The 23,767-nt window shown below is 38.6% G+C and carries 20 protein-coding genes; 9 read left to right on the top strand and 11 right to left on the bottom strand.

Annotated features, from left to right (window positions below; all coding sequences use genetic code 11):
* Window positions 1–80 precede the first annotated feature (80 nt).
* Window positions 81–641 (top strand): PadR family transcriptional regulator, encoded by a 561-nt coding sequence (locus tag NL42_RS09220; protein ID WP_016137947.1) that lies wholly within the window; start codon window positions 81–83, stop codon window positions 639–641.
* A 2-nt stretch (window positions 642–643) separates the two neighbouring features.
* Complete coding sequence (locus NL42_RS09215) at window positions 644–1,561, top strand: alpha/beta fold hydrolase (protein ID WP_461312536.1); 918 nt, start codon at window positions 644–646, stop codon at window positions 1,559–1,561.
* A gap of 47 nt (window positions 1,562–1,608) precedes the next feature.
* On the opposite strand, the gene NL42_RS09210 is transcribed toward NL42_RS09215, so the two are convergent.
* The 6 genes from NL42_RS09210 to argC all read right to left on the bottom strand — a co-directional run bounded on the left by NL42_RS09210 (window position 1,609) and on the right by argC (window position 8,052).
* Window positions 1,609–2,664 carry a 3-deoxy-7-phosphoheptulonate synthase gene (locus tag NL42_RS09210; RefSeq protein ID WP_461312535.1) on the bottom strand — a complete coding sequence of 352 codons (1,056 nt, stop codon included), beginning with the start codon at window positions 2,662–2,664 and terminating at the stop codon, window positions 1,609–1,611.
* A gap of 423 nt (window positions 2,665–3,087) precedes the next feature.
* The gene (locus tag NL42_RS09205; RefSeq protein ID WP_375038231.1) at window positions 3,088–3,450 is read right to left on the bottom strand and encodes a YnfA family protein; all 363 of its coding nucleotides are present in this window, start codon (window positions 3,448–3,450) and stop codon (window positions 3,088–3,090) included.
* A gap of 3 nt (window positions 3,451–3,453) precedes the next feature.
* Window positions 3,454–5,730 (bottom strand): ATP-dependent Clp protease ATP-binding subunit ClpA, encoded by a 2,277-nt coding sequence (gene clpA, locus NL42_RS09200; RefSeq protein ID WP_016137943.1) that lies wholly within the window; start codon window positions 5,728–5,730, stop codon window positions 3,454–3,456.
* A 9-nt stretch (window positions 5,731–5,739) separates the two neighbouring features.
* A complete protein-coding gene (gene clpS, locus NL42_RS09195) occupies window positions 5,740–6,153 on the bottom strand; it encodes an ATP-dependent Clp protease adapter ClpS (protein WP_016137942.1) in 414 nt (137 codons plus the stop codon).
* A gap of 9 nt (window positions 6,154–6,162) precedes the next feature.
* Window positions 6,163–6,921 carry a DUF6776 family protein gene (locus tag NL42_RS09190; RefSeq protein WP_080645537.1) on the bottom strand — a complete coding sequence of 253 codons (759 nt, stop codon included), beginning with the start codon at window positions 6,919–6,921 and terminating at the stop codon, window positions 6,163–6,165.
* A 75-nt stretch (window positions 6,922–6,996) separates the two neighbouring features.
* Window positions 6,997–8,052, bottom strand: coding sequence for an N-acetyl-gamma-glutamyl-phosphate reductase (argC, locus tag NL42_RS09185; RefSeq protein WP_461312534.1), 1,056 nt, complete (start codon window positions 8,050–8,052; stop codon window positions 6,997–6,999).
* 184 nt (window positions 8,053–8,236) lie between these two features.
* Between argC and NL42_RS09180 the strand changes: the two genes are divergently transcribed.
* Complete coding sequence (locus NL42_RS09180; protein ID WP_461312533.1) at window positions 8,237–9,760, top strand: hypothetical protein; 1,524 nt, start codon at window positions 8,237–8,239, stop codon at window positions 9,758–9,760.
* On the opposite strand, the gene NL42_RS09175 is transcribed toward NL42_RS09180, so the two are convergent.
* Both NL42_RS09175 and rpiA read right to left on the bottom strand, forming a co-directional pair.
* A complete protein-coding gene (locus NL42_RS09175; RefSeq protein ID WP_461312532.1) occupies window positions 9,757–10,437 on the bottom strand; it encodes a YgjP family zinc-dependent metalloprotease in 681 nt (226 codons plus the stop codon). The two genes, NL42_RS09180 and NL42_RS09175, sit on opposite strands and share 4 nt — an antisense overlap.
* Complete coding sequence (gene rpiA / locus NL42_RS09170; RefSeq protein ID WP_336168315.1) at window positions 10,437–11,108, bottom strand: ribose-5-phosphate isomerase RpiA; 672 nt, start codon at window positions 11,106–11,108, stop codon at window positions 10,437–10,439. Before rpiA ends, NL42_RS09175 begins: the two co-directional genes overlap by 1 nt.
* A 101-nt stretch (window positions 11,109–11,209) precedes the next feature.
* Between rpiA and ilvA the strand changes: the two genes are divergently transcribed.
* The 3 genes from ilvA to NL42_RS09155 all read left to right on the top strand — a co-directional run bounded on the left by ilvA (window position 11,210) and on the right by NL42_RS09155 (window position 14,908).
* Window positions 11,210–12,757 carry a threonine ammonia-lyase, biosynthetic gene (gene ilvA / locus NL42_RS09165; protein ID WP_171061263.1) on the top strand — a complete coding sequence of 516 codons (1,548 nt, stop codon included), beginning with the start codon at window positions 11,210–11,212 and terminating at the stop codon, window positions 12,755–12,757.
* 145 nt (window positions 12,758–12,902) lie between these two features.
* The gene (locus NL42_RS09160; RefSeq protein WP_016137936.1) at window positions 12,903–13,553 is read left to right on the top strand and encodes a potassium channel family protein; all 651 of its coding nucleotides are present in this window, start codon (window positions 12,903–12,905) and stop codon (window positions 13,551–13,553) included.
* 17 nt (window positions 13,554–13,570) lie between these two features.
* Window positions 13,571–14,908: a TrkH family potassium uptake protein gene (locus NL42_RS09155; RefSeq protein WP_461312531.1), complete on the top strand. Its 1,338-nt coding sequence runs from the start codon at window positions 13,571–13,573 to the stop codon at window positions 14,906–14,908.
* 42 nt (window positions 14,909–14,950) lie between these two features.
* Here the strand turns inward: NL42_RS09155 and NL42_RS09150 are convergent, their stop codons facing one another.
* The 3 genes from NL42_RS09150 to NL42_RS09140 all read right to left on the bottom strand — a co-directional run bounded on the left by NL42_RS09150 (window position 14,951) and on the right by NL42_RS09140 (window position 21,418).
* Window positions 14,951–16,102 carry a phospholipase A gene (locus NL42_RS09150; RefSeq protein ID WP_461312530.1) on the bottom strand — a complete coding sequence of 384 codons (1,152 nt, stop codon included), beginning with the start codon at window positions 16,100–16,102 and terminating at the stop codon, window positions 14,951–14,953.
* 20 nt (window positions 16,103–16,122) lie between these two features.
* The gene (locus tag NL42_RS09145; protein ID WP_461312529.1) at window positions 16,123–19,062 is read right to left on the bottom strand and encodes an insulinase family protein; all 2,940 of its coding nucleotides are present in this window, start codon (window positions 19,060–19,062) and stop codon (window positions 16,123–16,125) included.
* Window positions 19,063–19,312: 250 nt separating this feature from the next.
* Window positions 19,313–21,418: a TonB-dependent receptor gene (locus NL42_RS09140; protein WP_461312528.1), complete on the bottom strand. Its 2,106-nt coding sequence runs from the start codon at window positions 21,416–21,418 to the stop codon at window positions 19,313–19,315.
* 434 nt (window positions 21,419–21,852) lie between these two features.
* Between NL42_RS09140 and NL42_RS09135 the strand changes: the two genes are divergently transcribed.
* From NL42_RS09135 to NL42_RS09125, 3 genes are all read left to right on the top strand, one after another.
* Window positions 21,853–22,857: an adenosine kinase gene (locus NL42_RS09135; RefSeq protein WP_016137931.1), complete on the top strand. Its 1,005-nt coding sequence runs from the start codon at window positions 21,853–21,855 to the stop codon at window positions 22,855–22,857.
* A gap of 16 nt (window positions 22,858–22,873) precedes the next feature.
* A complete protein-coding gene (locus NL42_RS09130; RefSeq protein ID WP_016137930.1) occupies window positions 22,874–23,182 on the top strand; it encodes a Rieske (2Fe-2S) protein in 309 nt (102 codons plus the stop codon).
* A 25-nt stretch (window positions 23,183–23,207) separates the two neighbouring features.
* A partial coding sequence (locus tag NL42_RS09125; protein ID WP_461312527.1) for an OB-fold-containig protein occupies window positions 23,208–23,767 on the top strand: 560 nt, incomplete at its 3' end.

Here is a 23,767-nt window from a genome sequence, read left to right as displayed (position 1 = left end):
TAATCAAATTTTGACTTTTATGCAACATGTTGCATAATCTCATCAGTCACACTTTACTTTTGCTTACAAACCGGATTGCTATGTCACTTCCTCATGTTTTATTAACCAGTTTACTTGAACGACCAAGTACAGGGTTCGAACTTGCCCGCCGGTTTGATCGTTCAATTGGTTTTTTCTGGAATGCTACCCATCAGCAAATTTATCGTGAACTCAACCACATGCTAAAAAAGGGTTGGGTTTCAACGTTAGAAAATGAAATGGAAAATAGTCGAAAAAAAACCTATCAAGTTGAGCAATTGGGGCGTATTGAACTAGCTTCATGGATGACACAACAAAGTGAACCCGCGCAGCTTCGTGATGATTTAATGGTTAGATTGCGTGCTGAAGCACAATTGAGCAATAATCAGATATTACCTGAGCTGTTAAGACATCTTGGTTTACATCAAGAGAAACTGAAACTTTATCAAAGTATTTATGATAAGGATTTTAAAGATAACGATGATCTAGATAACCGTGTGTTATACATTCACAAAATGATCTTAGAACTTGGGATTACGATGGAAAGTGAATGGATCAAGTGGTTGGAACAAGTCATCCCTCAATTAAAACGCTTTGCTCAAGATAGCGTAGTCGGAGAATAGTCATGCCATATTACACCATGCCCGATCGGGAAAATTTATTTGTACGTCGTGTTGGTCGTGGTGAACCAGTTTTGGTTTTATCTGGTCTTGGCATGCAAAGCTGGCAATGGCTCCCTTTCATTTATGCTAACCGTAAAGATTATGAGTTTATCATTCCAGACTGGCGTGGTTTCGGTGGGTCAAAGAACTGTGCAATCCCTGAACAAGATGCAATTTCTAGTCACTGGCAAGATGTCGCCCATTTAATAGAACAATTAAAACTCGATAACTTTATCTTGATGGGTTATTCAATGGGTGCTACAACGGCCATGCATGGTATGAAACATGCTCATTTGGCGCAGCAGTTAAAAGCCTATTTGCATATCGATCAAACACCAAAAATATGTGTGGATTCAACATGGGAATATGGTCTATTCGGCCCTCTACATCCCCAGTTCAAACAATTATTAAATGATATCTATCAATTATTATCAAAGCACAAAAATGCCAAATATCTTTATGAATTAGCGCTTCCAGATCGACAAGAACTGGTTCGTCTTTGGGTAGATTTTATTGAGTTACAAAGCAGCAATCCCTTTAGCCCTTTAGTTTTTAAAACAGCACTAAAACAGCCTTTTCTACAAAAATACTTATTACCAATTCAGCGTTTAGATTATTTGTTTTGGTATGTCGAAAATTATCTTTATCACAATGAAGATTATCGTGAAGCCATTCAACAGTTACAATGCCCAACAACCTTCTTTATTGGTCGCAACTCGACGCTTTATCCAGAAACTGGACAGACTCTTATTGCCCATAGTGTTGAACATGCAAAAGCAATATATTTTGAGCGCTCAGGCCATACACCTTTATTAACCGAGCCGAAAAAATTTGGGCATGAAATCACTACATTCTTATCAGAACTAAAACATGCTTCTTAAAAAATAAAGGGATCTATGAATAGATCCCTTTTTAAATCGACAAATGATTAAGCAGAATAAGCTAACTCTTTCTCTTTTAATTGCTCAGAAACACTTAACAAAAGTTGCTCGGTTTTTTCCCACCCTAAACAACCATCAGTTACGGACTGCCCATAAGTCATATCACAAGAAATCTTTTGGCTACCATCAACTAAATGACTTTCAATCATGACACCCTTTACTTGTGTTTTTAAACGTTCAGCAACGATTTGCTGTAAAACTTCTGGCTGACGCAACGGATCTTTACTGCTATTACCATGACTACAGTCAATAACTAATGCAGGAAGATTTTGTTTGTGTTTTTCTCGTATCGCCTGAATTGAAGCTAAATCGTAATTTGGCCCATGATTTGCTCCGCGCAAAATCAAGTGTGGTAATGGATTGCCAGCGCTTTGAATCACTGAAGGTAAGCCTTGTTGATTCATTCCTAAAAATTGATGCTCATTTTGTGCTGACTGAATTGCATCTAATGCAATCTGAATTGAACCATCCGTACCATTCTTAAAACCAATGCTGTATGGCATGTGGCTTGAGATTTCACGGTGAATCTGAGACTCACTTGTACGAGCACCAATTGCGCCCCAAGCCAATAAATCATCAAAATAACCAGTCGCCATTGGACTTAAAATTTCACTCGCGATTGGTAAACCCTTTTGAATAATTTGCAGGTAAAGTTCACGAGACTTTTCTAAACCAAGTTGTAAATTTGATGAACCATCTAAATTTGGATCGTACATGAAACCTTTCCAACCCACGGTTGTACGAGGTTTTTCAATGTATGCACGCATCACGATAAAAATCTGATCTTTTACTTTTTCTTGTAATTTTTGCAATCTTTCAGCGTATTCAAGTACTGCAACCGGATCATGAATTGAACAAGGCCCTGTGATTACCATTAACCGAGGATCTTTGCCGATAAGAATATTTTGAATAGTTTGGCGATGTTCGGCAATTTGACGCACGAAAGAATGTGCAAGCGGATATTTTGCTTTTAACTGGAGAGGTAAACTAACTGGTGTTTCTTTTGTATTGCTTTGTGTCAATAAAGTATTTAGGGCATTCATTGGTCTTTCCTTGGGACTGCAATCTATTCAGTCCGATCATTTATTTGAGCGTTTTGGATCTATTCGTTGGTAAAGGTAAGCAAAAGTAAAACCAATAAAAGTTGCTAAAGTATGAATAAGTCATGTTGTTCATTTTAAGTTCCTCGATTCAAAAAAGATAAAGCATAAAAAAACCTGATCGGGGTTGCCGATCAGGTATTAACTGTGATGGGCAACTTTCTCATGCCCGAATACGCTCAGGCAACTATCTAAATTGCCAAAAATAATAATATGCGTTAGTGTTCACAGATAGATTTAACATCTTTATCTCAAATATAAAAAAATGTTCCTTAAATCTAAAATACGCATTGTTGAGGGCTTTGACAAGTCTTTTTTTTAAAAAACTTTTTATTTTCACGCTTAAGATTTGATTCACTCATTGTCTTAACGAATCAGCCCTTGAGGTTGCAAAATAATTAAGCCAGCTCCACAAAGCACGATTAGACCACCCAATATATCCCATCTTGTTAATCCAACCTGATCCACAAAGCGCAACCACATGAGAGCAGTAAAAATATAAATACCGCCATATGCAGCATAAATGCGCCCAGAAGCCGCTGGATGTAAGGTCAATAGCCATACAAAGACACCCAAACTTAAAACTGTAGGTAACCACAGCCAAGCCGACTTGCCTTCTCTTAAAATCAGATAAGGGAAATAGCAACCCAGAATTTCAGCAATTGCTGTAATAATAAATAACCCGAATACACTCAGTATTCGGGTTATAGCAAGACTATCAATTAACATGAGTTATGCTGGTTCTGCCGTATGATGATCTTCAAACACTTCCAGCTTTAAGCCGACAGCTTTGCCATCTTCATTTTTCACTGATACAGCTACATTACCACCATGATCTGCCAGTTCACCAAACAAAATCATTTCAGCTAATGGTTTCTTCAAGTGTTCTTGAATGAGGCGTTGCATTGGACGCGCACCCATTAAGCGGTCATAACCGTTTGTTGCCAACCAATCACGAGCACTTTGGTCGACATCAAGTACAACTTGTTTGTCATCTAGTTGTGCTTGTAATTCTGTTAAGAATTTATCAACCACAGACTCAATAACAGTTGTTGGTAATGACTTGAATTGAATAACGCTATCTAGACGGTTACGGAACTCTGGTGAGAAAGCACGTTTCATTGCTTCTTGGTTATCAGAACTATGATCTTGCTCAGTAAAACCAATACTCGCACGAGAAATACTTTCTGCTCCAATATTCGTAGTCAGGACAATAATAACGTTTCTAAAGTCTGACTTACGTCCGTTGTTATCCGTTAAAGCACCATGATCCATGATTTGTAGCAATAGATTAAACACATCTGGATGTGCTTTCTCAATTTCATCTAGCAATAAGACACAATGAGGGTTCTTATGAATCGCATCAGTTAACAGCCCGCCTTGGTCATAACCCACATAACCCGGAGGCGCACCAATCAAACGTGAAACTGCATGACGTTCCATATATTCAGACATATCGAAACGTACTAGCTCTACACCTAACAACTTCGCAAGTTGTTTAGTCACTTCGGTTTTACCCACACCTGTTGGGCCAGCAAAAACAAAACTTCCTACTGGCTTATCTGGTGATTTCAACCCAGCACGAGACAACTTGATCGCTGAGCCTAGGGCGGTAATCGCCTCGTCTTGACCAAACACAACGCGTTTTAAATCACGCTCAAGATTTTCAAGCACTGACTTATCATCTTTAGAGACAGTTTTAGGCGGAATACGAGCAATCTTAGAAACGATATCTTCGATATTCTCTACCGTAATCAAACTATCATCACTTTCAGCTTTCAGACGACGCTGAGCACCAGCTTCATCAATCACATCAATTGCCTTATCTGGCAAGAAACGATCATTAATGAATTTAGCAGAAAGCTCTACAGCTGATACCAGTGCCTTATCGTCATATTGCACGTGGTGGAAATCTTCAAATTTAGATTTTAAGCCACGCAAAATATCAATTGTTTCAGAAATACTTGGCTCATTAACATCAACTTTCTGGAAACGACGTGATAACGCATGGTCTTTTTCAAAAACCTGACGATATTCTTGGAACGTCGTTGAACCGATACAACGTAAAGTACCATTAGCCAAAGCCGGTTTGATCAAATTCGAAGCATCCATTGTGCTGCCCATACTTGAGCCTGCACCAATGATCATATGAATTTCATCAATGAATAAAATCGCATTTGGATTTTTCTTTAAAGCATTAAGCAATTGTTTCAAACGTTTTTCAAAGTCACCACGATATTTGGTCCCAGCAACTAATGCACCAATATCTAAGCTATAGACTTCAGCCTGACTTAAAGGTTTAGGTGCCTTGCCATTCACAATTAACCATGCCAAACCTTCAGCAATCGAAGTTTTACCAACGCCCGGATCGCCTACGAGTAATGGATTATTTTTGCGACGGCGGCAAAGAATTTGTGCTGTACGCTCAATTTCTTTTTCACGACCAATAAGTGGATCAGTTTTGCCTTTTTGCGCTTCAACGTTTAAGTTCAGGGTATAAAGCTCTAATGGTCCTGCATTGCCCGTACTCGTTTCACCTTCAATATCTTCGACTTCTTCTTCAACTTGCACTTCATCTTTACGTGTCCCATGAGACAAGTATTGAGTCAATGTCAATCGATTGATTTGATGACGTTTAAGCAAATACACAGCAAAAGAATCACGCTCTGAATACATTGCGACCAAAACATCCGCACCCTCAACAGTACGGTCGCCGCCACTTGATTGCACGTGGAAAATAGCACGTTGCAAAATGCGGTCGAAACTTTCTGTTGGATGAGGCGCCTGCTCGCTATTTTCGCCAAGCTTAGGAGTATGTTGTTCTACATATTCTTCTAATTCTTTACGTAAAGAAACTATATCAGCCCCACATGCTTTTAAAGCATTCACAGCCGAATCGTTGTCGAGTAGTGCTAATAATAAATGTTCAACTGTAAGAAACTCATGTCTCTTTTGACGAGCCATGCTAACAGCCAAACGTAATGATACTTCTAATTGACGACTGAGCATGTAACCCCCTTATGCTTTAGGCTCAATCTGGCAAAGTAATGGATGACCTTGCGATCGAGCGTAATTATTAACAAGGTTTGCTTTGGTTTCCGCGATGTCTCTTGGATATACCCCAGCAATACCTTTACCTTCATAGTGTACTGTTAGCATTACTTGAGTCGCTTGGTCAAGATTCATTGCAAAGTATTGTTGTAAAATTTCAATTACAAAGTCCATTGGCGTGTAATCGTCATTCATTAATAAGACTGCATATAACGGCGGACGCTTGAGTTCAGGAGGTGCTGTCTGTACAACAACCTCTCCGTCATGATCTTCGTTTTGCGAATCACTTAAGCGTGGATGGAAGTGCCAATCGACATACCCAGACTGCTGAAAAGAAGCCTTGATATCTTTTAAGTTTGTTTGACGCTTATTTGTTCGCATAGGATGTTACTATTGTGAATTTGCTTCAGCTTGAGGAATTTCTGCCACGAAAGCAGAAGATGTTTCGACAGGTTTACCACGCTGCCAACTAAAACGTTTAATAACTGGTGTATCGGAACCGCCTGTTAAACGTACCTCAATAAATTGAGGTGTAAAACCTTTAGGCATTGTCCAACGACCTGTTAAGCGCTCAAAGTCAGTAAAGTTAAAGCTTTTAGCTTCAAGTGGTACAACCAAAACTTCTGTATCTTTAATGAGTCTTATCTCAATTGATCCTGAAGCACGGCGCTTACTTGGGCTTACCTGCACTAAATCTAATTGATATTCATAAGCATTTTCAGGCAGAGGTTTGATTGCCAAATTTTGAATGGTCAAGCTTAAACCACCGCGCTGCCTCAAGATGTCTCGGTAGATATTACTCATACCTTCTTGCTGGGTTTTATCAGCATTGGCCTGATTAAGAGCTTCAAACAGATCATTTGCATTTGTTACAGCAACATCACGCTCTTGTACCGCAGCGTTCAGGCTTTTATTAACCGCATCTAAAGCTGTTTTCTGCTTTTGCACCACTTCAACCAATTGCTCTGCATCTGCATCGTAACCTACAACGGTTAGACCTTGACGGTGCCCAATTGTATAGCCGAGCGCAAGACAACCACTCATTAAAATAGCCGCGCCAATAAACAAAGGTTTATTGGTATTTAAAAAATTTTTCTTTTGCAACGAACTTTCTGCTGAAGTCGTCTGTCCAGAGTTTTGCATCGTCATCTCAGTGTTTAAGATCAGAGTCAAGACACACATTTAAATCGAAATTTAAATGTGTGTGAAGCAAAAAAGAGTTTTTTATGGTAATAAACCAATCCCTTGTAAGCCTTCATCTTCATCAAAGCCGAACATAAGGTTCATATTTTGTACAGCTTGACCAGATGCACCCTTCACAAGGTTATCTTGTACCGCAAGAATAATAAGTTTATTCGGCTGCGGCTTATATAAAGCAATACGAAGCTCATTCGCACCGCGTACACTACGTGTTTCAGGCGAACTGTTAGCAGGCATCACATCAACAAATTTTTCATTTGCGTAAAATTGCTCATACAATGCCTGAATATCAGTTTGTTTTCCAGTTTCTGTCAAATCGACATAAATTGTGCTGAGCATACCGCGAATCATTGGAACTAAATGAGGAACAAATAAGAGCCCTTCAAAACTACCTTTTTGCCCAGAAATATTCTCTAATGCTTCAACAATTTCCGGATGGTGACGGTGACCCGCAACACCATAGGCCTTGAAGTTATCAGCATTTTCACTATAGATCATGCCTAAGCTTGCTTTACGACCAGCACCAGAAACACCAGACTTCGCATCAATAATAATGTTTTTTGTTTCAATCAATGCTTGTGCTGATTTTAAAAGTGGTGCTAAACCCAATTGAACGGTAGTCGGGTAGCAACCAGGGTTGCCAATCACTTGCGCCTGTTTAATTTTTTCGCGGTTTAATTCAGCTAAACCATATACTGAGTTTTCCAGAACGTCTGGGCAAGCATGTTCCATGCCATACCATTTCTCAAACTGCTCAAGATTTTGCAAACGAAAATCAGCAGCCAAATCAATAACTTTAGTATCAGCTGCAATCAATTCTTTTGCATGCTGCATCGCAACACCATGAGGAGTTGCAAAAAATACAACATCACACTTTTTTAAGTCATCAATATTTAAATCTGAAAATTGAAGATCAGTATGTCCACGTAAATTAGGGAACATATCTGCAACTGGTTTGCCCGCTTCTGTACGTGAAGTAAGAACTCGAACCTGCGCTTTAGAGTGTCGTAATAAAATACGTAATAGTTCAACGCCTGTATAACCCGTTCCACCAACAATTCCGACAGAAATCACGTGCATTACCTCAATTTTTGAATCTATACTTGTGCAGTAGTATGACAGGATGTCCAAGCTTACAAAACCATTTCATGCTTGGTAATTTTAATTTTTTTAATTTTAGCGACAATTAGATAGCACTTATTCAACTGTCAGAACTAAACAAATATCAGCAAATAAATATCAGATTTAATTTTGGAGAGCTAGGATGCTTTATCAATCAAAAGAAATAAAACTACGCACGTACCTTGGCTTGAGCACATTAATTTTAAGTGCTGCTCTTGTTGGTTGCGGAGGTGGCGGCAGTAGTAGTGGTAGTTCACCAAGCACTCCAACACCTGTTGATTCTACTCCAGAGGCAACAACGGATGTTACAGTTAAATCTCCTGTAGAAATTCGCAATATCCAACTCAAAGTATATGACAACACCACCAACTCTGTTTTAGTAGATACTTCAATTGCAAGTTTAAACAGCTTTAATGTCAAAATTCCTACCGCTAAATTAAGCCGTTTATATCGCGTAGAAATTACGACTCAAAATTCATCTCAAGTATTTGATCCAATTACTTCAACATACCAAAATTTCTCTGGCGTTTATCATGCGTTTATTACACCAAACAGTATAAGTGGCAGAACCCTATTCATCAGCCCAAGCAGTGAAGCGATTTACCAACGGGCTGTGATACGCTCAGGACAACTCCCTCAAGAAACGATTGACCCGACCCGCATTGAGCAATTGCATGTAGATTTAGCTTCTCAAGATGTTTATAGGTCACTTCTTAATGCATTCAAAGATGCCGATATTCCAAGTTTAAGTCCAGCCAATCCTCTTACAGTTTTAAATTTATTGCAGTATTCAACTAAAAAACCTAGTACGTATGTAGATAGCTATCTTAGCTTTGGCTACTTACAATATTGGTCAACTTTTCATGCTGGAACAACCACATACCAAGAGCTCATTAAAAGTTTGGCAACTGATTTAAAAGATGGCTTTTTAGATGGGAAAAAACTTCATGGTGATCAAACAACATTTACCCCTATTTTCGCATCTGCTCCAGATAATATTGATCCAGTCAAAAATACACTGTTAGATATCGCAGTTAATCAAAAAGCTACACGCGATAATTTTGCAACCAATTTAAAAGTCGCTACCTTTAAATTAGCAGATGCTCAAAGCCAATCCACTCTAGACCAAACAGGTTATGACCTTCTACAAAAGAAACTATATTCAGGGGTCGTACCTATCGAAAATACGACTGACTTTTTCCGCATAGATGGTGCTGGTGATTATCGTCGTGCTGTAGGTTTTAGCGGCATTACAGCCACCTGCAACGGTTCTGCATATCCTTGCAAACAAGGTTTGACCAGCATTAATCTTTCCGACCCAAAACTACCTGCTACAGATTATTTAGTGGGTCATTACGAAGACACTACAACAGGTTGCCAGCTTAATTTCCGTGCGAATGGTCAAATCGAACTTATTAAAGGAACACAGACTTATCGCTCTGCTTTAAGCGCCGATAGTACAGATAATTTATTGCAAACAGATGCTGCAAGCTCAAGTTATTTACTCAACTCAAGTTCCGCCGAACCCAATAACTCAACGCAGCAATACAACTTTATACAATTATCGATTAAAGCAAATAAAATCGTGAATGCTAAAGCAGGTTTAGATAGCCGAAAAGCACCAGATAACTTACAAACACCGCAACTAGAATGTAGTTTTAGTTAATTTGAGACATACCACCATGCAGGCAACGGATTTGATTTAAGTTGTCTGCGGTGTTTTTGAAAATATGGATCGTATTTTTCAACTTCTGCCCAAAAAGCTGGGCTATGGTCAAAATGTTTAGTGTGAGCTAATTCATGAATAGCAACATAGCGAGCAATTTCATGAGGCATGAGTACTAAGCCTGCATGTAGCATAATATTGTGCTGACTACTACAACTTCCCCACCGAGTTTTTGGACGGCGAATTGTACATTCCCTATAAGCCAAATGAGTGTGTTCACTTAATTCTTTTAAAAGCTTGGGTAATTCTTGTTTTGCAAAGGCAATCACTGCACTTTGTAATGCCAAATATGGTTGGGTATCTTTAATAAATAGACAGTTATTTTCCCAATCAAATTGAAAAACACGATGTTGTTTTTGAATAATAACTTGAAATGGTTGCTCTTTATTAAAAAAATAAATTTCTGAAGGAATTTCAAGTGAATTAGATTGAACGTGTTGTTGCTTATTCCACGTTTCGATCAACCATTGCTCAGATTGTGCTAAAAAAAGTTGAATTTGATTCTTACTACAAAACAAAGGAACTGTCAGTCTTATTGAAGCTGGCTCGACACGTAAGCGCAATTTTCTTGCTCTTACGTGTCGAACGATTTTAATCTCTGGCATTTTTGCAGACATTACTGTGCTGTACGCTCTTCAATACCGTTATTTGTTGCAACAATTGCAATCGTTGCTGGGTTTAAAGCGAAAATACCATTAGTCACAACACCAGGAATATTATTAATGGTTTTTTCTAAATCAAGCGCATTTAAAATATTAAGATTAAAAACATCCAAAATGACATTACCGTTATCTGTTACGACCCCTTCGCGATAAACCGGATCACCACCTAAAGCCACTAGTTTACGAGCAACTGCCGAACGGGCCATTGGAATAACTTCTACTGGGAGTGGAAAATCACGGCCAAGTTGATCAACCCACTTTGAATCATCAACAATACAAACAAATTTCTTAGCAATTGAAGCTACAATTTTTTCACGTGTTAATGCAGCACCACCGCCTTTAATCATATGCATATGACGGTCAATCTCATCTGCACCATCAACATAGGCATCTAAACCACCTACATGGTTCATATCTACAACTTCAATGCCTAATTTTTTAAGACGATCAGCAGTTGCTTGAGAACTTGCCACAGCAGCTTCTAATTGCAATTCAGGCAATAAATCAATTAGAAAGTTTACTGTACTTCCAGTCCCAACCCCCAAAATGCCACCTTTGGGTAAGTGTTTTAAAGCAGCTTTCGCAGCAGCTTGTTTCTTTTCATCTTGGGTTGCGTATAGACTCATGACATCACTCAACTATTTTTTGACATTTATGCACCAATAATCGGCGCAAATGCACAGGGGTTTGCTACAATAACTTCCTATTTTAAACTGTTATAGGGAAGATGAACATGCTGTCTCGTGTGGTACGACAAATTTTACAAGCAACGGTTTATGATGTTGCAATTGAAACACCTCTCGAAGCAGCTCCACGAATTAGTCAAAAATTAAATAATATTATTCGTTTTAAACGTGAAGATTTACAGCCTGTTTTTTCTTTTAAATTACGCGGTGCCTATAACCGTATTAGCCAATTACCTAAAGAACAACTCGAACGCGGGGTAATTTGTGCATCTGCTGGTAACCATGCTCAAGGCGTAGCATTATCAGGTCAACGTTTAGGAATTCCAGCAATTATTGTTATGCCAAGCACAACTCCGGACATTAAAGTTCAAGCAGTTAAACGCTTGGGTGGTCAAGTTGTGTTACATGGCGATAGTTTTGATATAGCAAATAAATATGCTCAACAACGTGCCGAAGTTGAAGGCCTTGTATTTATTCCACCCTACGATGATGAACTTGTGATAGCTGGCCAAGGCACAATTGCAAATGAAATCTTACGTCAATGGCGTGATGTAGAATATGTATTTGTTGCTGTAGGTGGTGGTGGCCTTATTTCAGGCGTAGCAGCTTACCTTGGTGAAGTTGCACCCCATGTGAAAATTATTGGTGTTGAATATGAAGAGTCTGCATGTTTAAAAGCAGCTTTAGAAGCCAATGAGCGCGTAATTTTGCCACATGTAGGCTTGTTTGCAGATGGTACTGCCGTTGCTCAAATTGGTGCTTTACCATTTGATATTATTCGTCTTCGCAAGTCTGATAATTCTGGTCCTATTGTTGACCCAGCGATTGTGACTGTAAATACAGATGAAATCTGTGCGGCAATTAAAGATACCTTTGACGAAAATCGCAGCATTGTTGAGCCTTCAGGTGCGATGGCCCTCGCTGGTATCAAAAAATATATTACCGAACATAAAATCAGCAATAAAAATATTGTGTCGATTGTATGTGGTGCCAACATGAACTTTGACCGTCTACGTTATATTGCTGAACGTACCGAGTTAGGCGAACAGCGTGAAGCCATTTATGCGGTGACACTACCAGAAGAAAAAGGTGCATTCTTAGGCTTCTGTCGCGCTTTACAAGGTCGTAATATTACCGAGTTTAACTACCGAGCAAACAACACAGAAGAAGCGCAAGTCTTTGTTGGTATTAGCTTAAAAGGTGGTGACGCTGAGCGCCATGAAATTTTAGAACAATTGAAGCAACAAAATTATGTAGTAGATGATCTATCTGATGATGAAGTTGCCAAATTACACATTCGTTATTTAATTGGCGGTCATGCAAATCTGGACGATGAAAGATTGTTCCGCGTTGAGTTTCCTGAACGTCCAGGCGCCCTCTTAACCTTCTTAACTCGCTTAGGCCCAACCCATAATATTACGTTATTCCATTATCGTAATCATGGCGCAGCTGAAGGACGTGTATTAGTCGGTTTACAAGCGACCGATGCGAAACAAAATCCTGATGGGTTAATTGAAACTCTTGAGCAGATTAGCTATCCGTATGCAGAAATTACGAATAATGTTGGCTACAAACGTTTCTTGAAATAATCTTCGATTTTGATAAATAAGCCGACAAATTTGTCGGCTTATTCTTATAATTATTTTAATATTCCCATCATATTTACATTGCCTCTCTTTATCTCAAAGAAAATATCCTTAAAAATAAACGTCTAATCAGGAAACAAGGACCAACATGGCACAGTTTGCAGTCATTGGCTTAGGGAGTTTCGGAGCAACTGTTGCTCAAGAGCTCACAAAATTAAATCATGATGTTATTGGCATTGATACGGTAAAAAAGAATGTTGAAAATCTTGCCAACGTTTTAACTCATGCCGTCATTGCCGATGCAACCGACGAACATGTACTTGATGAACTTAATATTCAAAATTGTGATGCAGTTGTGGTCGCAATTGGTGAAGATATTGAAGCAAGTATCCTATGTGTCCTGAATTTAAAAAATTTAGGTATGGACAAAGTTTGGGTAAAAGCAAAAACTAAAGCACATCACACCATTTTGTCGCACCTCAATATCAATAAAATTATTCATCCTGAAGAAGATATGGGGGTACGAGTTGCCCAAGCGCTGAACTATCCAATGGTGAGTCGCTATATGTCTTTAGAAGATGATCATTACATTATAAAAATTGAAATTCCAGAAAAGCTTAATGGCATTAATTTATATGGCATTATGCAGCAAGCACCACAGGTTAAAACATTGCTCGTAAAAAGGCAGCAGCAAATTTTGTTTGAGACCGAAGAAAATTTCACCTTGCAAACGCATGATATTCTTATTTTAGAAGGTCATTTACCGCAGTTAAAGAAACTTTCTAATTGCTTCCTATAAGAGGCGAAATCTAGAATATGTCTATATATCCCAAACCCCATAAAACATTAAATTTAAGCCCTCCTTCACTCTTGGCACTGGGGTTTCTAGGCTTTATTATTTTTGGCACTTTATTACTAAAACTGCCATTTGCCAATACGGGTCATGTGAGCTGGATGGACGCGCTTTTTACAGCCACCTCAGCAGTCACAATTACTGGTCTATCTGTTTTAAATATTCATGAGTCTTTTACCCTGTTCGGGCAAACCATTATTTTGTTGTTGATTCAATCCGGTGGTTTAGGTTTTATGACTTTTGCCATCTTAGCTGCATTAAGTTTGTCACCCAAAGTTGGTCTTAAACAACAAATGATGGCTCAAGATAGTCTCGGTCAAACAAGCCTGTCAAAGGTGACGTTTGTTGCTAAGGGGGTTGTCACTTATACCCTTATTTTTGAGCTTATTGGTACAATTATTCTCACGACTGCTTTTACACCGACTTACGGTTTTGCGCGTGGATTGTACTATGCGATTTTTTACAGCATTTCTTCTTTTAACAATGCGGGTTTTTCATTATTTTCTAATAGCTTAATCAGTTTTCAAAGCAACTATATTATTTGTATAACTGTTAGCATACTTTACACCTTAGGTGGCCTTGGCTTTTTAGTTCTTATGGACATTAAGCAAAATAAAAAATGGAAAAAACTTACCCCAAATAGCAAGCTGATTCTTACAACTATTACAGTGATTAACCTGATTGCCTTTATTTTAATTTGGGCTTTAGAAGCTCAAAATCCTCATACACTAGGAATGCTCAGTGTAGGTGATCAAGCATTAAATGCTTGGTTTCAAGCTACTGTTCCGCGCTCATCAGGATTTAATACTATTGATACAGGTGCAATGACCAACAGCAGCTCTTTACTCATGATGTTGCTTATGTTTATTGGAGGTGGTTCACTCAGTACAGCTGGTGGAATTAAAGTTGGAACCTTTGTCATTTTAGTGCTCAGTGTTATTTCTTTTTTACGTCGTACAGATGAAATTCGAATATTTAATCATTCTGTCGCACACGAAACGACGTATAAAGCTTTAGCTGTTACTGCAATTACGAGCATACTCATTTTCGTGGGATTCTTTATTATTTTACTTTTAGAACCTAAAGCAGATTTTATGAATTTGCTTTTTGAGGTTGTTTCCGCGGCTTGTACTGTAGGGCTTTCTCGTGGAATCACGCCAGATCTGCATAATGGTAGTTTATTCATTTTAAGCTTGTTGATGTTTGCTGGGCGACTCGGTCCATTAACACTGGCTTATTTAATTGCCACACCGAAAAAAAGTCGACTCAAGCACCCTCAAGCCAACATTCAAATTGGATAATAAAAAAGCCGCTTTTAAAGCGGCTTTTTTATAAGTAAAAACTTAGTACCAGTTCATAAGTGAAACACCCAAGCCCGCGTAGGTTGCTCGGTGGTTATAGTCAATTAAACTTTCACCGTAACCATTAAACAACTGGAAGTGTCCACGCAATTTACCACTGATTGGAAAAGCCCAATCAAATTGAACAGCCCCATGAGAATCATCACCGCCTTTCAGTGAATGACGCAGCATTAAAGAGAAGTCATTCTGCTTCCACTTATAAAATGCTGTTAAATCACCACGTCCGATGTAATTTTCCATATCTGGATTATTATCATCTTTGCTGTCTTCTTCAAGACGAATCCATGGACGAAGCATTACAGCAAAGTTACCGCGCTCTAATCCAACGTTAAAGATTACACGGTTCCAGCTACGAGATAATGGATCTGAACGACCATTTGATTGATGGTTTAAAGTAACCCCAAGCAGACGGCCATCTAAGCCAAGCAATTCATAGTTCGTTCTAAACATTAAACTTGCTTCAGGCTCATAATTCGTTTCACGGAAAGGACGAGACTCTTCTGCATTGAATGTCTGCCAACGTGAAGATTGGGTATAACCTACCCACAAATCACCATTATTGCCAAAAATATTTTCCCAAGCTTTGGTCTTTAAAGAAATCTGAAATTTACTTTCTGTTGATTTCAGATTTTGATCTTCTGTCACCGTATTATTTGGGTTCGGACTATGTGGCAACTCATTTTTGTCACTGGTCCAGAATACAGGTAGTAGATAGACTGGCTGATAAGCACGAATATTCCAAACCCCTAGTTTACTTTTTTCAGACAACTCCCAACGTTGATCGAGCAAAGAAGTAGTAGGTTCAATTTTCGGTGCTTTACCAATTATTTTGATATTACTAACCGTCTCTACCACCTTTTCTTTAAAGGTTTCAGGTGGGACTGCAGGTGCATCAATTTTTTTAACAGGCTCTGGTACAGCCGCAGCTTGAATAACTGGTAAAGCTGACGGTTTAAATACAGAGTCATAACAAGCCAGACGATCGGCATTCGAAGCAAGAGCAACACATGCATCTACTGTCGCGGGGGTTACAGGTGCCAAGGTGTCAGCATATGTCACAGACGCACACAAACAGCTAAGCACAATTCCCATGCTTAGCTGTAAAGATGTGCGTTCAAATTGTCTGAACGCCATGTTCATCTCCAATCTTTATTTTAATTCACTTGTTGAATGGTAAAACCTAATTGCTGCAATTCATCGCGTTTGGCAAATGGTGCAACTACAGCTTTTACAGGAGTTTGCTCAACTAAATATTGACGAGCAACACGTTGTAAATCATCTAATGTTACATGCAACAATCTCTCACGTAAGATACGGCGGAAAGTTGGTGTTCTTGCATGCAACAATGCATAACATGCAGTAATCGCCTCACCCGCTGGTGAACCTGGTTTATCCATACTTGCAACTAGACCAAGAATCGCTTCTTCAAGCTGATGAGGCTGTTGTTCCGTATTTAATAACCATTGCACACTTGCTTCAAAATCTTTAAAAGTTTCTGCTAAACGTGGGTCACGGTAACTATAGAAACGGAATGAACACGCATTCCCATCATAACTTGCTCCTCCACCATACGCACCGCCTTTCTCACGAATGGCGCTGTGTAAGAACCCATTACGTAAATAAGCTGCCAATACCATTAACGGAGCTGCATCTGGATGCGACACATCCACCGCCTGATAGGCTGAAGCACAGAACTGAACATTTGCCTGAATTAACCATGCTTCATGATTATTGTCATTTGCCTGTTCTACGTGGGTTAACTCTGTTGCGGTTGCATCAACGTTTAGTTTATCCCAAACATTTTGGATTTCTTCAACCAAACGCTCAGACTGATGTTCTTCACATACAAGCAAGAACTGTTTAGGCGCTTGCAATAATTTACGATGAATACGCTTTAATTCTGCAATCAGATCATCATAAGCTGCATCATCTTGGGTAATTTTAGTAACAAGCTCACCTAACCAGTTTAATGCGCCTAAACCAGTATTCTGATAATCACGTTGAGCCAAGGCACTCATATTACGTGACGCGATTTGCATTGCGTAGCTATGACCTGCTCCAGATAAGCGAGATTGCCAACGTGTTTTACGTTGTTGCAATAACTCAATAATTCGTTCTTTCTCATCAAATCGAAGCTGTTCAAATGCTAATTTTAATAAATGAATGGCATCAAACTTCTGAGTCAAAGATTTAGTCGTTAACGTTAACCAAGCACTAATTTTATCTTTGTCATCAACTTTACTACGCAATGAAGCGCCCATTCCTAAACCACCACTTACAGCTGTTTGTAAGTTTTGTAGTTCAAGATAGTCATATTCACCTGCACCCACTTCGCCCATCAAAATAGAAAGCAAATTGAAGTAAGGTGACTTCACAATATCTTCAGGAATCTGAATGAGTACTTGTTGATAGTAAATACCGTTCGTACCAGCATGGTACAGATTCAACGGCGTATCCATACGATTACAAAGAATTTCGCGTAATTGACCCTGCACAATATGCAAGTCAGCAGGTACATCTTCCAAACCTACTTTTGGTAATAGTTCAAGGTTGTCTGGAGTATCCTGACGTTCCTCTAGCGCCTTGGTATTAGCGATAATTTCAGCCTTATCAGCATCTGTTAACTTCTCACCAATAGCAGCTAAACGTGCTTTTTCTGCTTCTTGCTCTTTTACAGACTTAGTAGGGTCTGGAACTAGAGTCATCTGCACACGATGTGGGTTGTCTAGCAAATGTGTTTGAATCAGATTTGATAACCACATTGGGTCTTTCAACTCTTCTTTAACTTGTGCAATTGCGCTGTCAACATCCCAAATTTGAATTGGGTCATTGTGGTGAATCGCACCGCTTAAGCCATTTAAAATTAAACTTAAGCCATAAGGTGTACCATCACCATTAATCTCACGCTGATGCAACTCAATCTGATGCAAAATTGCATCGACTAAATTACTATCAATTGGTTTTGCAGCAACATCACGCAGAATATTTAAAACACCATCTCTAAAGCTTTGCGCATGTTCTGGGTTTGAACCTTGAACACCACAGTAGAAAGTCATTTCAAAATTACTATCGTCTACGCCCATTAATGGACCTGTTGATTGAGCATAACCACATGTTTCTAGGTAATGACGTAGTGGTGAAGCTGAATTTTCTAACAAAATTCCTTCAACCAAACGCATTCCCAAACGCAATTTCACTTCATTTGCTTCTGGTAATAACCAAGATAGAACATGATAAGTTTTATCTTTTAAATCATCACTATCAACGCCATAATTTTCTGTTACTTCAATTGGCGCAGCTAAACGTTTTTCAGGCTTAGAATATAAAGTTGTACCCGCAGAAAACTTATTTAGAGCTAGTTTTTCAAATTGCTCTTGTAACTCATAAGCTGTTTGATTCCCGAAAGTCATAAACACCGCATTACTTGGATGGTAATGAGTCTTATAAAACTCGACTAACTGCTCATACGTTAAATCAGGAATATCTTTCGGGTCGCCACCTGAATTGTAATGGTAGGTCGTTTCAGGAAATAAATGATGAGCCAACTGGTGATAAAGTTGGTCAGATGGCGCACTCATCGCACCTTTCATTTCATTAAAAACAACACCTTTATAAACAGGTTGCCCATTTTCAAGTTCAATACGAATGCCTTCTTGAGCAAAATCAAGTGGATTCAAATTAGCGGCAAACGCCGCATCAAGATAAACAGAAAGTAAGTTTTGGAAATCTTTTTTATTTTGAGTAGCAAATGGATATGCAGTCCAATCTGCTGCTGTAAATGCGTTCATGAAAGTATTTAAAGAACGACGAATCATTAAAAAGAACGGATCACGTACCGGAAACTTTTCAGACCCACACAAAGCGGTATGCTCTAAAATATGTGCAGTGCCTTTAGAGTCCATAGGCTGTGTTCTAAAAGCAACAAGAAATACATTTTCATCATAGTCAGTTGCCAAGTGATAATGCACAGCACCTGTGACTTTATGCTTATATTCAGACACTAAAATATCTAATGCTTCTACATGGTGCTGACGTAGCAACTGAAACGCAGGGTGAACAGTTTGAGAAATGGTTTCAGTGACATCTACAGTCATGTGATCTCCTAACATATCGGATAAGTGAATAAGTCTCATTATAGCCTGAGTCAGCTTGAGATTGCCGAACAAAAGCCAAGTAAAATACTATGTTTTTGTTGAGTATTAGTTTCCATTGGCAAGGCTTTGATATCAAGCACATAGCCATGAATGTTTTATCCTACCAGAACAAAAGCTTTTAGTTCTATGAATATGCGACCCAATAAATAAAAAAGCCCATCAAGTTGATGAGCTTTTAGAAAACTTTTACTTAAAAACGATAACGAAGTGCAATTTGAGCATTCAGTGGATCGCCCATCATGTTTGAATCATTGGCTCCACTATGTCCCGAAACAAAGTAATCACGATCAAACAGGTTATTTAAGTTGAAGTTCACATCATAACGTTCACTTTGATAACCTAACGCTGCATTTACAACAGCATAGCCTGGTAAAATGTTTTTGTTATCTGGCGCACTAAAGCGTGATGATTCACCACGTCCACCTACCGCCGCATACCAATGATCATTAATTTGATATTTTAACCACAAGTTAGCCGTGTTATTTGGTGTGAGTGCAGAATGATTGCCTGTTAGTCCAACAGCAGATTTCTCAATCTTACCATCCATATAAGAATAGCCTGCTAGTACTGAAAGTTGATCAGTCAATTGACCTGTTAATGAAATCTCAACACCCTTGGTTTTTTGTTCACCCGCCAACAATGCTTGATTTGGGTTTGCTGGATCCTGGTTTTGAATATTAGTTTGGCTCATTTCAAACAAAGCCAATGTCACATTCAATTGATCATTTACATCCCACTTCGCACCAACCTCAATATTTTCGGTTTTTGTTGGACTCAAATCATCACTGTTTTTATATAAAACAAATGAATCAGCCAAAGGTTGGAAAGATCGGTTATAAGAAGTGTAGAGGGAAATATTACTTACTGGCTGATAAACCACCCCGATTCGTGGAGAATAGGTGTTATCAGTTCTATTTAATATTTGAGATTTCACTTTATTATTTCGATCTTGCGATAAATTATCGTAACGTAAACCAACTAAAACTTTCAGCTGATCTGTAACTGTCATTAAATCTTGTAAATAGATACCATAGTTTTCGAATGTATTAGTATTATTAGTTTCCGCAGCTACACTTGTATCTAATGGAGCCCAATTTTCAAGCTCTGGGTTAAATATATTTGTAATCTGACGGGCTTTGCTCCACACGAGTTCATCTTTGTGCTGTTTACTGTACTCTGCACCAATCAAAGTGTTGTGCTTTAAAAATCCTGTATTAAATAAACTACTTAATTCTTGCTGAACATAGACACCATCTTCATTACGTATTCTTTTATTTTGACTTAATTGAATTTGGTCAGCGGGTAATTTATTTTTGTTAGCGTCTTGATGTGAATCGACACTGTATTGACGGTCTAATGAGTAGTTATAGTGACGAACTGCACCATGATATTTTAGATTATCATTAAACTCATGATCTAAACTTATGGTTTGGCTTGAAATTTCAGTATCAACATCACCAACTTCTTTGCCGTTTAATGCACCATAAAAAGTTTTAGGGTTTGTTTTAACAGGTTTACCTGTAATTGGATCGGTCGGGAAACCTTGATCTGCTAAACGGTCATCATGCAAATAGTCAGCCTGAATTAAAAGCTTCGTCTTGTCTGAAATATCCCATTGTAAAGATGGAGCAACCGCTTGGCGTTTTAAAAAGGTCTGATCACGATAACCATCTGAATCTTCAACTGCGCCAGTTAAACGAAACTTAACATTCTCTGCTACTTTTTCATTCACATCGACTTCTGCACGGCGTTGCCCTGTTGTGCCGCCAATCAGACTGACTTCACGCAAAGATTCATCCATTGGTTTTTTATTAATTTTATTAACTAATCCACCCGCAGAACCACGTCCATATAATACAGAAGCAGGCCCTTTTAATACTTCAATACGCTCAACATTCGACATGTCGCGAAAATACAATGCATCATCACGAATACCATCTACATAGTTATCTGTGATTGCAGAGAAACCACGAATCATGACCTGATCACGTTGCCCATCACCTACACTAAAGCTCAGACCAGCAACGTTTTGCAAGGCACCTTGCATCGAGGTTACAGTTTGTTCTCTTAAAACTTGTTTAGGCACCACATTTACGATTTGAGGAACATCTTTTAATTGCATAAGTCCTTTAGTTGCAGTTGATGCTTGTCCCACTTCTTGTTTTAAGCTTTGTTCCTTTTCAGCTTTTACTGAAATTGTTGGAAGATTCGTTACAGCCTGTTGCTCTGCCTCTACGGCATATACATGGCTTGTCATAACCCCAACTGATGAAATAAATAAAATAGAACGCTTCATGTAAGTTCGCTACGAAAAATTTCATGCGAAGTTTCAATGAAATACACTGTATTTGTAAATATTAGCAAGAATCATTATTAATTGATAATATTTATTAAAACTATGAGTTCAATGGCCTTGTTAAATCAGCCCTAACTTTAAAAATCATCTTATTAAAAAAAGAATTACTATGAGGTGTATTTATTCCGCTAGCCCCCCCATTTTTTAATAAAGTAACGGACCTCTCTCCATAGCCATCTTTAAATTCCTTAAAGTTGATAATGAAGATGCTCATAAAATGCCTGAGCTGACCTACTTATGATCTTAATAGTATTTAAACAACAATATTTTCCCTTCTAATTTTTGAATTAACTGAATTTTATTCAACAAACTACAGCAAATCCAAGCAATGGTGTAAACTTAGCAACCTGATTTTTTTATTTGTGACAACACATATGGCAACTGTAGATCTTTTTGCAATTGGTAATGCATTAATCGACCAAGAATTTAAAGTGTCTGATGATTTTCTGAATCAACAAGGCCTGCAAAAAGGCACAATGCAGTTGTCCGATGGTGACACTCAATCTGCTCTTTATGCAGAGTTAAAACAGCACCAAGACTACAAAGGTCAAGCAAGTGGTGGTTCAGCGGCAAATACGACTGTAGCTTTCAGTGCATTAGGCGGAAGCGCTTTTTATGGTTGCCGCGTTGGTAACGATGATTTAGGTGCAATTTATCTGCAAGGTCTAAATGAAGCTAACATCCAGACCACACCAAAATCGATTAGTGAAGGCGTAACTGGTACCTGTATGGTACTCATTAGCCCAGACTCTGAACGCACAATGCACACCTATTTGGGTATTACAGCTGAACTGTCTCAAGATCAAATCGATTTTGAACCATTAAAAACAGCAAAATGGCTTTATATTGAGGGTTATCTTTCTACAAGTGAAACGGCTCGTAAAGCTGTAAAACAAGCAAGAGAAATTGCAAAAGCAAATGGCGTTAAAATCGCCCTGTCTCTTTCAGATCCTGCGATGGTGCAATACGCTCGTGAAGGCTTGGAAGAACTTATGGATGATGGCGTAGATTTACTATTTTGTAATGAACAAGAAGCCTTAATGTATACAAATACAACATCAGTAGAAGATGCTCTGGCTCAATTACGTTTTAAAAATCATACTGTAGTCATTACTCAAAGTGCTAAAGGTGCTTTAGTTTCTAACCCAGCTCAACATTTTCATGTTGCTGGACGTCATGTAGAAGCCGTTGACACAAATGGTGCAGGCGATGCATTTGCAGGCGCATTCCTATATGCCCTAAATTACCATCAAGATTTGAATGCGGCGGCTCAGTTAGCTATCTTAATTTCGAGCGAAGTAGTCTCTCAGTTTGGTCCACGTTTAGCTGTTAATGATTATGCTAAACTTCTTGAAAATTTTCAGAAGGAATGTGCTTGAAATGGAAAGGATCTGTATGACGGAAGAAGTTCCTGAGCGCGAAGCTAGGGCTTTTGACACTTTACAAGGAACTACTATTTTCGTTACGCAACGTGACGGCGCATTCTATGCTTATCAGAATTTATGCCCTCACCTACAAACTGAGCTTGAATATCTAGAAAATCAATTTCTAGATCAAGACAAAGAATATATCCAATGCTCTACCCACGGTGCTTTATTTTCTGTGGAAACAGGCGAATGTATTTCAGGTCCTTGTTTAGGTGATTTTTTAAATAAAGTTGAGCTTAAAGTACATTCAGATGGCGGTATCTATATCGTAGACTGAGACGATTAACATTAGAGTTTCTGCCATGGCTGATTTCTTTTTCAATTATTATCTTATGCCATTTCACTTAAGTGTAGTGGCTTTGATATTGCTCAGCGTGGTAGAAACCATTGGTATGTATATTGGACTCCGTCCAAGTCAGTTACTTAAAAAAATTGCACCAGATTGGCTTTCTAACTCACCATTACTTAATGTTAAATTTTCTAAAGCTTTAATTTTCGTTTTTTTACTCATCAATTTCAGTTATGCAGGTTACTTTTTACAACTCTCTTTCTTCGCAATACAGCATTACTTTATTTCACCATTTTATTTAATCGTCCCCGCACTAGTCATCGCAATCTTCTTTACTGTGTTCATGATTCACTGCCTTGACCAAGTAATTAAGCCAAAGCTCACTCATACTAACTATAACCTCCTAGGTCGATTAGCAACTATTTCAAGTGGTAATGCCAGACCTGGATTTTCTGCCCAAGCCCGTGTGCGTGATGAATTTGGTCAGCTTCACTATGTTCAAGTAGAACCAGAATATGGCGAACTCGAATTACATTCCCAAGTCATTCTTGTCAGAGTGCATAAAAGCCATTA

Source organism: Acinetobacter sp. GN11 (assembly GCF_054823985.1).
The sequence above is the reverse complement of the archived record's forward strand: the minus strand, read 5'-3'. Positions and strand labels throughout refer to the sequence as shown.

What these genes read in the sequence shown, in the direction of transcription:
- NL42_RS09220 (WP_016137947.1), top strand. Translation starts at nt 81, where the DNA reads ATGTCACTTCCTCATGTTTTATTAACCAGTTTACTTGAACGACCAAGT.
- NL42_RS09215 (WP_461312536.1), top strand. Translation starts at nt 644, where the DNA reads ATGCCATATTACACCATGCCCGATCGGGAAAATTTATTTGTACGTCGT.
- NL42_RS09210 (WP_461312535.1), bottom strand. Translation starts at nt 2,664, where the DNA reads ATGAATGCCCTAAATACTTTATTGACACAAAGCAATACAAAAGAAACA.
- NL42_RS09205 (WP_375038231.1), bottom strand. Translation starts at nt 3,450, where the DNA reads ATGTTAATTGATAGTCTTGCTATAACCCGAATACTGAGTGTATTCGGG.
- clpA (WP_016137943.1), bottom strand. Translation starts at nt 5,730, where the DNA reads ATGCTCAGTCGTCAATTAGAAGTATCATTACGTTTGGCTGTTAGCATG.
- clpS (WP_016137942.1), bottom strand. Translation starts at nt 6,153, where the DNA reads ATGCGAACAAATAAGCGTCAAACAAACTTAAAAGATATCAAGGCTTCT.
- NL42_RS09190 (WP_080645537.1), bottom strand. Translation starts at nt 6,921, where the DNA reads ATGACGATGCAAAACTCTGGACAGACGACTTCAGCAGAAAGTTCGTTG.
- argC (WP_461312534.1), bottom strand. Translation starts at nt 8,052, where the DNA reads ATGCACGTGATTTCTGTCGGAATTGTTGGTGGAACGGGTTATACAGGC.
- NL42_RS09180 (WP_461312533.1), top strand. Translation starts at nt 8,237, where the DNA reads ATGCTTTATCAATCAAAAGAAATAAAACTACGCACGTACCTTGGCTTG.
- NL42_RS09175 (WP_461312532.1), bottom strand. Translation starts at nt 10,437, where the DNA reads ATGTCTGCAAAAATGCCAGAGATTAAAATCGTTCGACACGTAAGAGCA.
- rpiA (WP_336168315.1), bottom strand. Translation starts at nt 11,108, where the DNA reads ATGAGTCTATACGCAACCCAAGATGAAAAGAAACAAGCTGCTGCGAAA.
- ilvA (WP_171061263.1), top strand. Translation starts at nt 11,210, where the DNA reads ATGAACATGCTGTCTCGTGTGGTACGACAAATTTTACAAGCAACGGTT.
- NL42_RS09160 (WP_016137936.1), top strand. Translation starts at nt 12,903, where the DNA reads ATGGCACAGTTTGCAGTCATTGGCTTAGGGAGTTTCGGAGCAACTGTT.
- NL42_RS09155 (WP_461312531.1), top strand. Translation starts at nt 13,571, where the DNA reads ATGTCTATATATCCCAAACCCCATAAAACATTAAATTTAAGCCCTCCT.
- NL42_RS09150 (WP_461312530.1), bottom strand. Translation starts at nt 16,102, where the DNA reads ATGGCGTTCAGACAATTTGAACGCACATCTTTACAGCTAAGCATGGGA.
- NL42_RS09145 (WP_461312529.1), bottom strand. Translation starts at nt 19,062, where the DNA reads ATGACTGTAGATGTCACTGAAACCATTTCTCAAACTGTTCACCCTGCG.
- NL42_RS09140 (WP_461312528.1), bottom strand. Translation starts at nt 21,418, where the DNA reads ATGAAGCGTTCTATTTTATTTATTTCATCAGTTGGGGTTATGACAAGC.
- NL42_RS09135 (WP_016137931.1), top strand. Translation starts at nt 21,853, where the DNA reads ATGGCAACTGTAGATCTTTTTGCAATTGGTAATGCATTAATCGACCAA.
- NL42_RS09130 (WP_016137930.1), top strand. Translation starts at nt 22,874, where the DNA reads ATGACGGAAGAAGTTCCTGAGCGCGAAGCTAGGGCTTTTGACACTTTA.